This window comes from Rathayibacter sp. AY1C7 (genome assembly GCF_002931865.1).
GTDB lineage: Bacteria > Actinomycetota > Actinomycetes > Actinomycetales > Microbacteriaceae > Rathayibacter.
Map to the genome: position 1 here is coordinate 105,316 of NZ_PSWB01000004.1, position 15,102 is coordinate 120,417.

Sequence of the window (15,102 nt, forward strand, 5' to 3'; positions counted from 1 at the left end):
AGAGGCCCTCGATGTTCTGCCCCTTCTGCCGGCACCCCGACTCCCGAGTGATCGACTCGCGCACGAGCGACGACGGCCTCTCGATCCGCCGCCGCCGGCAGTGCCCGTCGTGCGGCCGGCGCTTCTCGACGACCGAGACCGCGAGCCTCGTCGTGATCAAGCGCAGCGGAGTCGTGGAGCCGTTCAGCCGCGAGAAGATCGTCAGCGGCGTCCGGAAGGCCTGCCAGGGCCGGCCCGTCACCGACACCGATCTCGCCGTCCTCGCGCAGCGGGTGGAGGAGAGCATCCGCTCCACGGGCGCGTCGCAGATCGACGCGAACGACATCGGCCTCGCCATCCTGCCGCCGCTGCGCGAGCTCGACGAGGTGGCCTACCTCCGCTTCGCGAGCGTCTACCAGGCGTTCGACTCGCTGGACGACTTCGAGTCTGCGATCACCCTGCTCCGCGCCGAGCGCACCTCCGTGCCCCACAGCGCCGACGAGATCTGAGGCCCGGGTGTACCCGCTCCTGTTCCGCACCGTCCTGCGCCGCCTCGACCCGGAGCGGGCGCACCACCTGAGCTTCCCGGTGATCCGGGCCCTCGGAGCCCTCGCTCCGGTCCTGCGCCGGACCACCGTCCCGCGCGGAACGCCCGCGGTCGAGACGCTCGGGCTCCGCTTCGAGACCCCGTTCGGCGTCGCGGCCGGCTTCGACAAGGACGCCACCGCGGTCCTGGGCTTCGGTGCGCTCGGCTTCGGACACGTCGAGGTCGGGACCCTGACCGCGCGGGCGCAGCCGGGCAACGACCGGCCGCGCCTCTTCCGGCTGATCGCGGACCGCGCCGTCGTCAACCGGATGGGCTTCAACAACCACGGGGCCGAGGCCGCGGCGCTGCGGCTGATCCGGCTGCGCAGCGCGCGCCGCCGCCCCGTGATCGGCGTCAACATCGGCAAGAGCCGGGTGGTCGAGGTGGACGACGCGATCGAGGACTACCTGATCAGCACGCGCCTTCTCGCGCCGCTCGCCGACTACCTCGTCGTGAACGTCAGCTCGCCGAACACCCCCGGGCTCCGCGGCCTGCAGGAGATCGACCGCCTCGAGCCGCTCCTCGCGGCCGTCAAGGACGCCGCCGACACGACGCCCCTGCTGGTCAAGATCGCCCCCGACCTCTCCGACGACGAGGTCGGCCGGGTCGCCGAGCTCGCCGTCCGCCTGAGTCTGGACGGGATCATCGCGACCAACACGACGCTCTCCCGGGAGGGCCTCTCGACCGATCGTGCCGTGGTCGAGGCGGCCGGCGCCGGCGGCCTCTCCGGTGCCCCGCTGGCCGCGCGCTCGCTCGAGGTGCTCCGCGTGATCCGGGGCGTGGTCCCCGCGGCTTTCTGCGTGATCTCCGTCGGAGGAGTCGAGACGGCCGAGGACGTGCGCGAGCGCCTCGACGCGGGCGCCACCCTCGTCCAGGGCTACACCGCCTTCATCTACCGCGGGCCCCTGTGGGCTCGGGACATCAACCGGGGACTGGCCCGCGCCTCCTGACCCGCCGTGCACGACGAAGGGCCCCGGAGCCGCGCGAGGCGCGACCGCAGGGGCCCTTCGTGGTCCGCCGTCCGACTACTCGGGGAAGGCGCGGCGCTTGACCTGGGGCTTCGGCAGTCGCATGACGCGCAGCTGGAGGGCGCGCATCGCGGCGTACCAGCGGATGCCCTTCTCGACCTTGTCGGCGCCGTAGCGCTCGGCGAGCTTCCGGCGCATCCGCATGCCGAGGAGGATGCAGTCGATCACCGCGAGGAGGAAGAACACCCAGAGGATGACGAGCGTCGCGTACTGCAGCTCCGGCTGCGGGAAGAAGCTCAGCAGCAGGACGACGACCATCACCGGGATGAGGAACTCGCCGAGGCTGAAGCGTGCGTCGACCCAGTCGCGCACGAACTTGCGCTGAGGACCCTTGTCGCGCAGCGGCAGGTAGCGCTGGTCGCCGGCGGCCAGGCCGATGCGGGCCTGCTCGCGTGACACGGCGGCCTTCTCGCGGGCGTCGCGGGCGGCCTGCTTGCGGTCGGTGACGACCAGCGGACGCTTGCGGGCCAGCTCCTGCTCGCGCCGGGTCGGCGTCGGCCGGCCCTTCCCGGGGCCGGGGGAGCCGGCGTCGTCGGGCGTGTCGGTTGCGATCGGGTGCTTGGCCACGGGGAACGTCCTTGGAATCGGGGGTCTCTTAAGATTACCTCCATGGCTCACGACGCTCCGACTCCGCCCGCACTCTCCTCCGACGAGGAGGCCGTCCTCGCCGCCGTCCGCGACGATCTGCCGCGCTCGCTCGCCCAGCTCGGGCAGCTCGTGCGGATCCCGTCCGTCTCGTGGGACGGCTTCGACGCGACCCGCGTGGCCGCCAGCGCCGAGGCCATCGCCGAGCTCGCGCGCGAGACGGGCGTCTTCGATGACGTCGCGATCCACAGCGCCACGATCGACGGCACCGACGTGCTCGGCCAGCCTGCCGTCCTGGCCACCCGCGCCGCCCGCAACGGAGCGCCGACCGTCCTCCTCTACGCCCACCACGACGTGCAGCCGCAGGGCGCCGAGTCGGCGTGGGAGACGCCTCCGTTCGAGCCGACCGTGCGCGGCGACCGCCTGTACGGGCGCGGTGCCGCCGACGACAAGGCGGGAGTCGTGTCCCACCTCGCCGCGGTGCGCGCACTCCGCGAGGTCGCGGGCGAGGACCACGACCTCGGGCTCGTCCTCTTCATCGAGGGGGAGGAGGAGTTCGGGTCGCGCTCGTTCCCCACCTTCCTCCGCGAGCACCACGACGCCCTCCGCGCGGATGCGATCATCGTCGCCGACAGCGACAACTGGGACGTCGACACCCCCTCGCTGACGGTGGGCCTGCGCGGCAACGTCACCTTCACCCTCACCGTCAGCACTCTCGCGCACGCCTCGCACTCGGGCATGCTCGGCGGAGCGGTCCCGGACGCGATGCTCGCGGCGGTCCGACTGCTCGCGACGCTCTGGAACGAGGACGGCTCGGTCGCCGTCGCCGGCCTCACCGAGCACGACGGAGCGGTGCCCGAGACGACCGAGGAGGACCTCCGCCGCGACTCCGGGCTGCTCGACGGGGTCTCGCCGATCGGCACCGGCGCGATCCTCTCGCGCCTGTGGTCGAAGCCGGCCGTCACGGTCACCGGGATCGACGCGCCCAGCGTCGTCGACGCCTCCAACACCCTCGTCCCGTCCGTGCGCGTGAAGATCAGCGCCCGCATCGCCCCCGGCCAGGACGCGGAGGAGGCCTTCGCCGCGATCGAGAGCCACCTGCGGGCGAACTCCCCGTTCGGCGCACACCTCGCGGTCGAGGACGTCGACACCGGCAGCCCCTTCCTGGTCGACGCGAGCGGCTGGGCCGTGGACCTGGTGAAGGGCGCGATGGCCGACGCGTGGGGACGCGAGCCCCTCGAGACCGGGATCGGCGGGAGCATCCCGTTCATCGCCGACCTCGTGCGCGAGTTCCCCGAGGCTCAGATCCTCGTCACCGGTGTGGAGGACCCCGACTCGCGCGCGCACAGCCCCAACGAGTCGCTTCACCTGGGCGTCTTCAAGCGCGCCGCGCAGACCGAGGCGCTGTTCCTGCTCCGCGCCGCCGCTCACCGCGACTGACCACCGGTCGTGGAATACCCGGGTGACCACCCGGGTTGCAGCCGTAGAATCCCGGAAGGCACGACGACCGTTCCGCCCGTCCCCTGAGGAGTGACATGTCAGACACACTGACCGACCAGACGGCGACCCCCCTCGCCACCCCGCCCAGCGCGGCCCACGGCGTCTCGATGACCCCGACCGCCGCCGCCAAGGTCAAGAGCCTGCTCGAGCAGGAGGGCCGCGACGACCTGCGCCTGCGCGTCGCGGTGCAGCCCGGCGGCTGCTCCGGCCTCATCTACCAGCTCTACTTCGACGAGCGCACCCTCGACGGCGACGCCGCGGTGGAGTTCGAGGGCGTCGGCCTCGTCGTCGACAAGATGAGCGTCCCCTACCTCGACGGCGCCTCGATCGACTTCGAGGACACCATCCAGAAGCAGGGCTTCACCATCGACAACCCCAACGCGGGCGGCAGCTGCGCCTGCGGCGACAGCTTCCACTGACGCCGCGCGGCCCCGGGCCGCAGCGCCTCCGAACGGCGTCCGACAGTCCACCCCGGTGGCCCGTCGGGCGCCGTTCGTCATGACTGCACCACTCGGCCGGGACGTCAAGAGCGGGTCGTCGTGCACCGGGCCGCCGGAGCGGAAGGGTAGGCTGGAGCCGGTCTAATACAGTTTCGTGTGAACTGGTCCCCAGTCTTCCGAAAGGTCACCGGTGCGCTTCAATCGCCGAATCCGCAGATGGGTCGCTGCCCCCGTCGCAGGAGCCCTCGCCCTCGTCCTCGCGGGCTGCACGCAAGAGCAGCTCCAGGGCTGGCTCCCCACCGAACCCGGCACGACGAACCACGTCGACCGCGTCATCGGACTCTGGGTCACCTCCTGGATCGTCCTGCTCGCCGTCGGCGTCGTCACGTGGGGTCTCACCATCTGGGCGGTGGTCGTCTACCGCCGTCGCAAGGGGCAGACCGGCCTGCCGGTCCAGCTGCGCTACAACATGCCGATCGAGATCTTCTACACGATCGTGCCGCTGATCCTCGTGATCGGCTTCTTCGCCTTCACCGCGCGCGACCAGGCCGCTATCGAGCAGCCCTACGACGACCCGGACGAGACCATCCAGGTGTACGGCAAGCAGTGGGCGTGGGACTTCAACTACGTCGACGAGGACGTCTACTCCGCCGGTATCCAGGGCCAGTACCAGGAGGGCGGAGACGCCGCCGGCTCGCTCGTCGAGTCCGAGATCCCCACGCTCTACCTGCCCGTCGGACAGAAGATCAAGATCCAGCTCGACGCGCGCGACGTGATCCACTCCTTCTGGGTCGTCGACTTCCTCTACAAGAAGGACATGATCCCCGGCAAGACGAACTACATGTACGTCACGCCTCTCAAGGAGGGGACTTACGCGGGCAAGTGCGCCGAGCTCTGCGGCGAGTACCACTCCGCGATGCTCTTCAACGTCAAGGTCGTCTCGCAGGGCGAGTACGACGACTACATCCAGTCGCTGCGCGACGCGGGCCAGACCGGTCAGCTCGGCGCCGAGTACAACCGCAATTCGAACCTTCCCGGAACCGGCGCGCCGGCCCGCGAGAACGAGGAGTAAGGGAGCATGAGCACCGCTACGGCACCCCGCCCGACGCGCACCGCCGGCACTCCGCCGGTCCAGCGCAAGGCGAACGTCCTCGTCCGCTGGATGACGTCGACCGACCACAAGGTCATCGGGTACATGTACCTGATCACGTCGTTCATCTACTTCTGCATCGCCGGCGTGATGGCACTCGTCATCCGCGCCCAGCTGTTCGAGCCCGGCCTGAACGTGGTCGAGACGCGCGAGCAGTACAACCAGCTGTTCACGATGCACGGCACGATCATGCTGCTGATGTTCGCGACGCCGCTCTTCGCCGGGTTCGCCAACGTCCTGATGCCGCTGCAGATCGGCGCCCCCGACGTCGCGTTCCCCCGCCTCAACGCCTTCGCGTACTGGCTCTACAGCTTCGGCTCGCTCATCGCGGTCGCCGGATTCGTCACCCCGCAGGGTGCGGCGTCGTTCGGCTGGTTCGCGTACGCGCCACTGTCGAGCACGACGTTCTCGCCAGGGCTCGGCGGCAATCTCTGGGTCTTCGGCCTCGCGCTCTCGGGCTTCGGCACGATCCTCGGCGCGGTGAACTTCATCACGACGATCATCACGATGCGCGCCCCCGGCATGACGATGTTCCGGATGCCGATCTTCACCTGGAACATCCTGGTGACGTCGATCCTCGTGCTGCTCGCGTTCCCGGTGCTCGCCGCCGCGATGTTCGCCCTCGGCGCCGACCGGGTGTTCGACGCCCACATCTACGATGCGGCCAACGGCGGTGTCCTGCTCTGGCAGCACCTGTTCTGGTTCTTCGGCCACCCCGAGGTGTACATCATCGCGCTGCCGTTCTTCGGCATCGTGTCCGAGGTCTTCCCGGTCTTCAGCCGCAAGCCGATCTTCGGCTACAAGACGCTGATCTACGCGACCATCGCGATCGCCGCCCTCTCCGTGACGGTGTGGGCGCACCACATGTACGTCACCGGATCGGTCCTGCTGCCGTTCTTCTCGCTGATGACCATGCTCATCGCGGTTCCGACCGGCGTGAAGATCTTCAACTGGGTCGGCACCATGTGGCGCGGATCGGTGACCTTCGAGACCCCGATGATCTGGGCGATCGGCTTCCTGATCACCTTCACCTTCGGTGGACTCACCGGCGTGATCCTCGCGTCGCCCCCGCTCGACTTCCACGTCTCGGACTCGTACTTCGTGGTGGCGCACTTCCACTACGTCGTGTTCGGAACCGTCGTCTTCGCGATGTTCTCGGGCTTCTACTTCTGGTGGCCCAAGTGGACCGGCAAGATGCTGAACGAGACGCTGGGCAAGTGGCACTTCTGGCTGCTGTTCATCGGCTTCCACACCACCTTCCTCATCCAGCACTGGCTGGGCGTCGTCGGCATGCCGCGCCGCTACGCCAGCTACCTGCCCGAGGACGGCTTCACCTGGATGAACCAGGTGTCGACGGTCGGAGCGATGATCCTCGCGGTGTCGCTGATCCCGTTCTTCCTGAACGTGTACATCACCGCCCGCAAGGCGCCCAAGGTGACGGTGAACGACCCGTGGGGCTTCTCCCGGTCGCTCGAGTGGGCCACCTCGTGCCCGCCGCCCCGCCACAACTTCACCTCGATCCCGCGCATCCGCAGCGAGGCCCCGGCGTTCGACCTCAACCACCCCGAGGCCGGCATCCCCGTCGGAATTGGTCCGGCGAAGGACGCTCCGGACGCCCCCACGTACGACAAGTCCGAAGGCACGGTGAAGTAGGGCCATGCGCGCCAACGTCAATCTCTTCTGGCTCCTCGCGGGCTTCTTCCTCCTCGCCGACATCACGTACATCGTGTGGTCGCTGCTCGACACGGGCCAGGTGGAGTGGGTCGGCACCGTCGGCATCGGCCTCTCGGCCGTGCTGGGCGCGTTCATCGCGTTCTACGTCGGCCGCGTCCACAAGGCGCAGGGTGCTGAGCTCCCCGAGGACCGCCTCGATGCGGACATCGACGACGGAGACCCCGAGCTGGGCTTCTTCAGCCCGTGGAGCTGGTGGCCGCTGATCCTGGGCGGTTCCGCGGCTCTCGGATTCCTCGGCCTTGCCGTGGGGTTCTGGATCACCTACATCGCCGTCGGGCTCTTCCTGGTCGCCATCGCCGGCTGGGTGTACGAGTACTACCGCGGATACTTCGCCCGCTAGGGCGCATCGCACGGCCGAGGGCCGGGTGCACGAGGGCTTCGGCTCTGTGCACCCGGCCCTTTCGCTTATCCAGGAGGAAGCGACGCGCGGTCGGGGCCCGGTCGGCTCGGCCATTCGGCTTCGTGCAGGGGCGGCACTCGCCGATCGGTGGCGGATCGGGCCTCCCGGTGAGAGCCGGGACCTCCCGGTGAGGGCCGGGACCGCTCAGTGAGGGATGACGAGGTGAGCTGGATCTCTCGCGGTGTCATGCTGGCGGGACACCGAGGCGTCCTGCGCGGAGGAACTCGTCGGGGCACATCCCGACGGCCCGCGACGTGGAAGCTCGCAGGGGAGTGCAGCGGGCGGCGCCGAGCAGGAGCGTCGGCCCGCGTCATCACCCCTACGGGTCTGCGCTGCGACGGCTCCTGCTCCGGTCGCGGGTGAGCGGGCTACGCCTGTGGCGGCTCTCCTGTGCGCCTGTCGGCGTGCCGACGGCGGTGGCGCGCTACGGATCGCGGATACTGCTGCGCCTGCGGCTGTACTGGGGCTGCTGCGCCTGTTCTGGCGCCTGCGCCGCCCTGCGGGCCTCTTGCACACCGTTCTGAACCCAGTGGAGCCTGCACCCCGACGGAACCGCGCGCGCCCCTGCAGCTCGTGGAGCTCCTCGGTACTTGCTAACGGGTTGTGTGCCGGTCGGCGCGACGACAGGGAGCCTGAGACGCCGCTGCAGCGACGGTCGTCGATGTCCGGAGGTCGCCTCCTCGGTCGCACCGGCGAGCGTCGCCGTCGCCGATCACAGAGGGTTCGACCGTGAGTGGGGGGAGGGCAGTCCTGATAGGCCTGCTGGGGACGGGTGCCCTCGAACCGATGCCGAGTGTCTCGACGTGGACGGGGACGGGGACTTCACCGGACGACGACGCCGCGACAACGGAGACAGGCTGAATCACTCGGTGATCCGAGGGAGGCGGACGTCTCCAGCTCGGCGGTCAGATGGCATCTCGTGATCCGCGGAGCGGGGGCCTCGCCGTCCGGAGGATCGCCTCACGTTCCTGCCGGCTTGTCGCCGTCGAGGCGCTGTGATCCGGTCTCACCGGCTCTCGGTCCACCGCCGACCTCCAACCGCGCCGGAGGACAGGCGCCGCCCCGCTGCGGGAACGACGAAGGGCCCGGACGAATGAACGTCCGGGCCCTTCGGGGGAGGATCAGTGCTCGCTGTGCGAGCTCTCGAGCTCCTTCTGGGTGACGGGGGTGATCCGGTCCTCGAAGAACCAGCGGGAGAGGCCGGCGCGGACGCGCTGCGGGGCGGTGATGCGGCCACGCGAGTCCGGACGGATCATCAGGGGCTCGTACTCGTCCTGACCGACGAGCTTCCAGCGCTCGTACTCGTCGAGCTGCTGGTGCACCTCGATGAACTCGCCGCCGGGGAGGCGGACGATGCGGCCGGACTCGAAGCCGTGCAGCGCGATTTCGCGGTCCTTCTTCTGCAGCGCCAGGCAGATGCGCTTGGTGATGAAGTACGCGATGAACGGACCCGCGATGAGCAGGAACTGCAGGCTGTGGATCACGCCCTCCATCGTGAGGTGGAAGTGCGTCGCGATGAGGTCGGACGAGGCGGCGGCCCAGAGGACGGCGTAGAAGCTGACTCCGGCGGCGCCGATCGCGGTGCGGGTCGCGGCGTTGCGCGGACGGTCGAGCAGGTGGTGCTCGCGCTTGTCACCGGTGATCCACGCCTCGAGGAACGGGTAGAGCATGACCACGGCGATGAACAGTCCGAGACCGACGAGCGGGATCAGGATGTTGAACGACAGGGTTCCGATGCCCGGGATGGCCCACTCGAGTCCCGGCGGGACGAGGCGCAGGGCGCCGTCGGCGAACCCGATGTACCAGTCGGGCTGGGTTCCCGCGGAGACGGGCGAGGGGTCGTACGGGCCGTAGTTCCAGATCGGGTTGATCGTGAACAGCGAGGCGATGAGGACGACGACGCCGAAGACGATGAAGAAGAATCCACCGGCCTTCGCGGCGTAGACCGGCAGCACCGGGTAGCCGACGACGTTCTGCTCGGTCTTGCCCGCACCGGGGAACTGGGTGTGCTTGTGGACGACCACGAACACGAGGTGCAGGGCGATGAACGCGAGCACCAGCGCCGGCAGCAGCAGGATGTGCAGCGTGTAGAGGCGGCCGACGATGTCGGTGCCCGGGAACTCGCCGCCGAAGAGCAGGAACGAGATCCAGGTGCCGACGATCGGGATGCCCTTGACCATGCCGTCGATGATGCGGAGGCCGTTGCCCGAGAGCAGGTCGTCGGGGAGCGAGTAGCCGGTGAAGCCCTCGGCCATCGCGAGGATGAAGAGGACGAAGCCGATGACCCAGTTGAGCTCGCGGGGCTTGCGGAACGCACCGGTGAAGAAGATGCGCAGCATGTGCAGGCCGATCGAGGCCACGAACAGCAGTGCCGCCCAGTGGTGGATCTGCCGCATCAGCAGGCCGCCGCGGATGTCGAAGGAGATGTCGAGCGAGGACGACATCGCCGCCGACATCTCGATGCCCTTGAGGGGCAGGTAGCTGCCCTCGTAGTGCGTCTCGACCATCGAGGCCTGGAAGAAGAAGGTGAGGAAGGTGCCCGACAGCAGGATGATGACGAAGCTGTAGAGCGCGACCTCGCCGAGGAGGAAGGACCAGTGGTCGGGGAAGATCTTGCGACCGAACTCCTTGACGACCGCGGAGATGCTCGTGCGCTCGTCGATGTAGTTCGACGCCGCTCCGACGTACCCCTTCTGGAACTTGCCGGATCCGAGGATGACGCCGTCCTCGGGCTCCGCGGGGGAGCTGGAGGGGCGTGAGGGGGTGGTGGTGGACATGTGAGTCATCGCTCCCAGAAGGACGGTCCGACGGGCTCCGTGAAGTCGCTTCTGGCGACCAGGTAACCCTCGGCGTCGACGGTGATGGGGAGCTGCGGAAGCGGACGCTTCGCCGGGCCGAAGATGACGGCGGCCTCGCGCGTGATGTCGAATTGCGACTGGTGGCACGGGCACAGCAGGTGGTGGGTCTGCTGCTCGTACAGCGCCACAGGGCAGCCGACGTGCGTGCAGATCTTGGAGTAGGCGACGATTCCGTCGTAGTTCCAGGTCTCGCGACCCTCACTGACGATGAGGTCCTCCGGCTTCAGGCGCATCAGGAGGACGGCGGCCTTGGCCTTCTCCTCCAGCTTGCCCTCGGCGTCGTTGAGGCCCTCGGGGATGACGTGGAAGGCGGATCCGAGGGTGACGTCCGATGCGAGGATCGGCGCTCCCGACGGGTCCAGGGTGAGCCTCGTGCCCTCTTCCCACAGGGTGGTCTTGAGGAGGGCGACGGGGTTCTGGTCCTGCGGGCCGAGGCCCCGGAACAGGATCACGGCGGGCAGGGGGAACACGACGAGGGAGGCGATCAGGCTGTTCCGGACGAGGGAGCGGCGGCCGAAGCCGGACTCCTTGTCGGACTGGTCGAAGATCTCGAGCGCACGGGCGCGGGTGGGCTCCGCGCTGCGGACGGGGTGGCGGATGTCGATGCCCTCGTGGTCCGACATCAGCTGCTTGCCCCAGTGGACGGCGGCGATGCCGATGCCCAGGAGCGCGAGGGACATGCCCAGGCCGATGAACAGCGTGTTCAGCCGGACCGACGCGACGTCCTCGGTGATCGGGAACGCCATGTAGGCGGCGACCGCGAAGATCGAGCCCGCGAAGGAGAGGTAGAAGAGCGTGTACACCGTGCGCTCGGCACGCTTCTCGACCTTGGGGTCGAGGTCGGTCATCCGGGGGCGGTGCGGCGGGAGGCCCGGGTCCTGGACGCGGTCCCGCGTCACGACCGCGGTGCCGGCCGGAGCCGTTCCGTGCCCGGTGGCCGACGAGGTGGCGAGGTCCGTGCCACCCTCATCGTGCTCTGCCATGGTTCTCCTTTTCACGCCGTGTCGGCACCAGTCGGTGCCGTGGGTCAGTCGCGCCCGTCAGGGCGCTGCAGTCGTCTAGTTGGATCGGGCGGTGATCCACACCGTCAAGGCCACGATCGCGCCGAGGCCGAAGATCCAGAGGAACAGGCCCTCTGCGACCGGCCCGAGGGAGCCGAGCGCGAATCCGCCCGGGGACGGGTTGGCCTCGATGTACTTGAGGTACGAGATGATGTCGCGCTTGTCCTCGGGCGAGATGTTCAGGTCGTTGAAGACCGGCATGTTCTGCGGGCCGGTGACCATCGCCTCGTAGATGTGCGCCTCGGTCACGCCGCCCAGCGGGGGAGCGAACTTGCCCTCGGTGAGCGCGCCGCCGGCCCCGGCGACGTTGTGGCACATGGCGCAGTTGATGCGGAACAGCTCGGCGCCGTTCGCCGCGTCGCCCTGTCCGTCGAGGACCTCGCCCTCGGGGATCGCGGGGCCGGGGGCCAGCGACGCGACGTAGGCGGCGAGCTCGCCGACCTGCTCGTCGGTGAACTGCACCGGCTTCTCGAGCGCCTGGGGGCCGTGCATCTGCATCGGCATGCGGCCGGTGCCGACCTGGAAGTCGACCGACGCCGCGCCCACTCCGATGAGGGAGGGAGCGTTGTCGGTGCCCGCGGCGTCGAGGCCGTGGCAGGTGGCGCAGTTCGCGGCGAAGAGCTTCGAGCCCTCGTCGATCGTCTGCTGGCTGGTGGACGACGTCTCCGCGGAGGCGGACGTCGCGACGCCGACCGCGGCGTAGGTCCCGCCGGTGAGCCCGAGGCCGATGGCGATCAGGGCCAGGGTGGCGAGCGGGTGGCGGCGACCCTTCTTGGCTCGGCTCTTCGTCTTCGGGGAGGCCATCGAGGCGTCCTTCCTGCGGGGGTCGGGAGTGGAGTGGGGCATCGGCGGGCGCGTCACTTGAGGAAGTAGATGACGGCGAACAGGCCGACCCAGACGACGTCGACGAAGTGCCAGTAGTACGAGACGACGATGGCGCTCGTCGCCTCCTTGTGGCCGAAGTTCTTGACCGCGAAGCCGCGGCCGATGACGAGGAGGAACGCGATGAGGCCGCCGGTGACGTGCAGGGCGTGGAAGCCGGTCGTCAGGTAGAAGGCGGAGCCGTAGGCGTTGCTGGAGAGCGTGACGCCCTCGGAGACGAGGGTCGCGTACTCGAGCACCTGGCCGGAGACGAAGACCGCGCCCAGGGCGTAGGTGAGGAAGAACCACTCGACCATGCCCCACTTGAACGGGCTGAGGCCCGTCGCACGCGGCTGCAGCCGCTCGGCGGCGAACACGCCGAACTGGCAGCTGAACGACGAGGCCACGAGGATCACCGTGTTCACGCCCGCGTAGGGGACGTTGAGGATCTGGGTCTCGGCGCCCCAGAGCTCGGGGGAGGTGCTGCGCAGGGTGAAGTAGATCGCGAAGAGGCCGGCGAAGAACATGACCTCGCTGCCCAGCCAGACGATCGTTCCGACCGCGACCGGGTTGGGTCGGTTCACTACGGGCGCGGTGGCCGTGGGGGAGAGAGAGGTGCTCGTCACACAGACCATTATGGCCGATGGCAGGGGAGGGAAGTCGCACTAGCCGGGAGGCGATCCTCGTCGCATAATCTGGGAGCCATGTCGGAAACCCTGTCCTGGCCGCACGTTCTCAGCGCACTCCTCGAGTCCTCCGATCTGAGCGTCTCCGAGGCGACGTGGGCCATGGAGCAGGTGATGGAGGGCGCGGCGACTCCGGCGCAGCTCGCCGGACTGCTGGTGGCCCTCCGGGCGAAGGGCGAGACCGTCGACGAGATCGTCGGCTTCCGCGACGCGATCCTCGACCACGCGGTGCCGCTGGACGTGGACCCGATGGCCCTGGACATCGTCGGGACGGGCGGGGACCGCTTCGGGACCGTCAACATCTCCTCCACCGCGTCGATCATCGCGGCCGCCGCCGGCACGCCCGTCGTGAAGCACGGGAACAAGGCCGCGTCCTCCTCCTCCGGCTCCTCCGACGTGCTCGCGGCACTCGGGGTCGACCTCTCCCTCTCTCCCGAGCGGGTGGCCGAGGTGTTCCGGCGGACGGGGATCGCCTTCGTCTTCGCGTCCCTCTTCCACCCCGGCTTCCGGCACGCCGGTCCGGTGCGCGCCGAGCTGGGCGTGCCGACGGTGTTCAACTTCCTCGGCCCGCTCTGCAATCCGGCGCGTCCCGAGGCCTCGGCGGTCGGAGTGGCGCACCTCGACCGGGTGCCGCTGGTCGTCGGCGTGTTCCGGACGCGCGGGGCGACGGCTCTGGTGTTCCGCGGGGACGACGGCCTCGACGAGCTCACCACCACGGGTCACAGCCACATCTGGGAGGTGTCGCGCGGCTCCGTGGTCGAGCACGACCTCGACCCGCGCGACCTGGGCCTGCCCCGCGCGCGGATCGACGAGCTGCGCGGCCGCGACGCCGCCTACAACGCGAGCGTGGTGCGCTCGGTGCTCGCGGGAGACGGCGGCCCCGTCCGCGACATCGTCCTTCTGAACGCGGCCGCGGGCCTCGCGGCGTTCGACCTGGCGCGCGACCCGGACCTGGTGCGCACGCCCGTCCTGGAGCGCCTGCGGACGTCGATGGACCGCGCGGCGGAGGCCGTCGACTCCGGGGCCGCCACGGCCAAGCTCGAGGAGTGGGTCCGCGAGACGCAGCGCGCCGTCGTCCCGCTGCCGTAGGCGCGAGCGCAGGGCGTAACGTGGGGCTGCTGTCCGCGACGGTGCGGGCGGCGATCCACCACGCGCCGGATCGCCCGCAGGTCACGGGACGCCCGAGTGGTGGCCCGATCCTGGAGGAGACCTCGATGAAGAAGCTCATCAACGACCCGAAGAACGTCGTCACGGAGTCGGTGGCCGGCTTCGGCCTGGCGCACGCCGACCTGGTGCGGGTGGTGCCGGATCCCCTGTTCGTGGTGCGGGCCGACGCGCCCCGCTCGGGCAAGGTGGGCATCGTCAGCGGAGGCGGCAGCGGGCACGAGCCGCTGCACGCGGGCTTCGTCGGATTCGGGATGCTGGACGCCGCCGTCCCGGGTCCCGTCTTCACCTCGCCCACGCCCGACCCGATCGTCGCGGCCACGCAGGCCGTCGACGGCGGCGCGGGTGTGCTGCACATCGTGAAGAACTACACGGGCGACGTCCTGAACTTCGAGACCGCGGCCGACCTCGCCGGCGCCGAGGGGATCGAGGTGCGCAGCGTGATCGTCGACGACGACGTCGCGGTGAAGGACTCGCTCTACACCGCGGGCCGCCGCGGGGTGGCCGGCACCGTGCTGGTCGAGCGGATCGCGGGCGCCGCGGCCGAGCGGGGCGACTCCCTCGACGAGGTCGCGACGATCGCCGAGACGGTGATCGCGAACGTGCGCTCGATGGGCGTCGCCCTCACGCCGTGCATCGTCCCGCACGCGGGCGAGCCGAGCTTCGAGCTGGGCGAGGACGAGATCGAGATCGGCATCGGCATCCACGGCGAGCCCGGCCGGGAGAAGATCGCGCTGGAGCCGGCCGACCGCATCGTCGACCGGATCCTCGGTCCGATCCTGGAGGACCTGCCGTTCTCCTCCGGGGACGAGGTGCTGCTCCTGGTGAACGGCATGGGCGGCACGCCGCAGATCGAGCTGTACCTCGCCTACCGCCGCGCAGCCGAGGCGCTGGCCGAGAAGGGGATCACCGTCGCACGCAGCCTCGTCGGCAACTACACGACGTCGCTCGAGATGCAGGGCTTCTCGCTCACCGTCCTCAAGCTCGACGACGCCCTGACCGAGCTGTGGGACTCCCCGGTGCAGACCGCGGCGCTGCGGTGGGGACGCTGAGCGCCCGCGCGCACACCA

Annotated in this window: 14 protein-coding genes; 9 read left to right on the top strand and 5 right to left on the bottom strand. The window is 69.7% G+C overall.

Annotated elements, in window-relative coordinates; all coding sequences use genetic code 11:
- Window positions 1–11: 11 nt before the first annotated feature.
- Together nrdR and C5C69_RS03425 are read left to right on the top strand one after the other, a co-directional pair.
- Window positions 12–488 (top strand): transcriptional regulator NrdR, encoded by a 477-nt coding sequence (nrdR, locus tag C5C69_RS03420; protein ID WP_104224657.1) that lies wholly within the window; start codon window positions 12–14, stop codon window positions 486–488.
- Between the two features lie 7 nt (window positions 489–495).
- Complete coding sequence (locus C5C69_RS03425) at window positions 496–1,515, top strand: quinone-dependent dihydroorotate dehydrogenase (protein ID WP_104233339.1); 1,020 nt, start codon at window positions 496–498, stop codon at window positions 1,513–1,515.
- A 75-nt stretch (window positions 1,516–1,590) separates the two neighbouring features.
- On the opposite strand, the gene C5C69_RS03430 is transcribed toward C5C69_RS03425, so the two are convergent.
- Window positions 1,591–2,160 (bottom strand): DUF3043 domain-containing protein, encoded by a 570-nt coding sequence (locus C5C69_RS03430; RefSeq protein ID WP_181067792.1) that lies wholly within the window; start codon window positions 2,158–2,160, stop codon window positions 1,591–1,593.
- A 42-nt stretch (window positions 2,161–2,202) separates the two neighbouring features.
- Here C5C69_RS03430 and C5C69_RS03435 point away from each other — a divergent pair, with 42 nt between their 5' ends.
- From C5C69_RS03435 to C5C69_RS03455, 5 genes are all read left to right on the top strand, one after another.
- Window positions 2,203–3,618, top strand: a complete 1,416-nt coding sequence (locus tag C5C69_RS03435) for a dipeptidase (protein WP_104233338.1) — start codon at window positions 2,203–2,205, stop codon at window positions 3,616–3,618.
- Window positions 3,619–3,713: 95 nt separating this feature from the next.
- Window positions 3,714–4,097 carry an iron-sulfur cluster insertion protein ErpA gene (erpA, locus tag C5C69_RS03440; RefSeq protein ID WP_104224654.1) on the top strand — a complete coding sequence of 128 codons (384 nt, stop codon included), beginning with the start codon at window positions 3,714–3,716 and terminating at the stop codon, window positions 4,095–4,097.
- Window positions 4,098–4,308: 211 nt separating this feature from the next.
- Window positions 4,309–5,190: a cytochrome c oxidase subunit II gene (gene coxB, locus C5C69_RS03445; protein ID WP_104224653.1), complete on the top strand. Its 882-nt coding sequence runs from the start codon at window positions 4,309–4,311 to the stop codon at window positions 5,188–5,190.
- Window positions 5,191–5,196: 6 nt separating this feature from the next.
- On the top strand, window positions 5,197–6,921 hold the full coding sequence (gene ctaD, locus C5C69_RS03450) for a cytochrome c oxidase subunit I (RefSeq protein WP_104224652.1): 1,725 nt from the start codon (window positions 5,197–5,199) through the stop codon (window positions 6,919–6,921).
- A 4-nt stretch (window positions 6,922–6,925) separates the two neighbouring features.
- Window positions 6,926–7,342 carry a cytochrome c oxidase subunit 4 gene (locus C5C69_RS03455; protein ID WP_104224651.1) on the top strand — a complete coding sequence of 139 codons (417 nt, stop codon included), beginning with the start codon at window positions 6,926–6,928 and terminating at the stop codon, window positions 7,340–7,342.
- A gap of 1,181 nt (window positions 7,343–8,523) precedes the next feature.
- Here C5C69_RS03455 and C5C69_RS03460 read toward each other — a convergent pair.
- The 4 genes from C5C69_RS03460 to C5C69_RS03475 all read right to left on the bottom strand — a co-directional run bounded on the left by C5C69_RS03460 (window position 8,524) and on the right by C5C69_RS03475 (window position 12,817).
- Window positions 8,524–10,179 (bottom strand): ubiquinol-cytochrome c reductase cytochrome b subunit, encoded by a 1,656-nt coding sequence (locus tag C5C69_RS03460; protein ID WP_104224650.1) that lies wholly within the window; start codon window positions 10,177–10,179, stop codon window positions 8,524–8,526.
- 5 nt (window positions 10,180–10,184) lie between these two features.
- The gene (locus C5C69_RS03465) at window positions 10,185–11,243 is read right to left on the bottom strand and encodes a ubiquinol-cytochrome c reductase iron-sulfur subunit (RefSeq protein ID WP_104225358.1); all 1,059 of its coding nucleotides are present in this window, start codon (window positions 11,241–11,243) and stop codon (window positions 10,185–10,187) included.
- Between the two features lie 75 nt (window positions 11,244–11,318).
- Entirely contained in the window at window positions 11,319–12,125 is an 807-nt protein-coding gene (locus C5C69_RS03470) for a c-type cytochrome (protein WP_104224648.1), read from the bottom strand.
- Window positions 12,126–12,178: 53 nt separating this feature from the next.
- Entirely contained in the window at window positions 12,179–12,817 is a 639-nt protein-coding gene (locus C5C69_RS03475) for a heme-copper oxidase subunit III (protein ID WP_104224647.1), read from the bottom strand.
- Window positions 12,818–12,886: 69 nt separating this feature from the next.
- Between C5C69_RS03475 and trpD the strand changes: the two genes are divergently transcribed.
- A complete protein-coding gene (trpD, locus tag C5C69_RS03480; protein ID WP_104225357.1) occupies window positions 12,887–13,957 on the top strand; it encodes an anthranilate phosphoribosyltransferase in 1,071 nt (356 codons plus the stop codon).
- 125 nt (window positions 13,958–14,082) lie between these two features.
- Window positions 14,083–15,084, top strand: a complete 1,002-nt coding sequence (gene dhaK / locus C5C69_RS03485) for a dihydroxyacetone kinase subunit DhaK (protein ID WP_104233337.1) — start codon at window positions 14,083–14,085, stop codon at window positions 15,082–15,084.
- The last annotated feature ends 18 nt before the right edge of the window (window positions 15,085–15,102 follow it).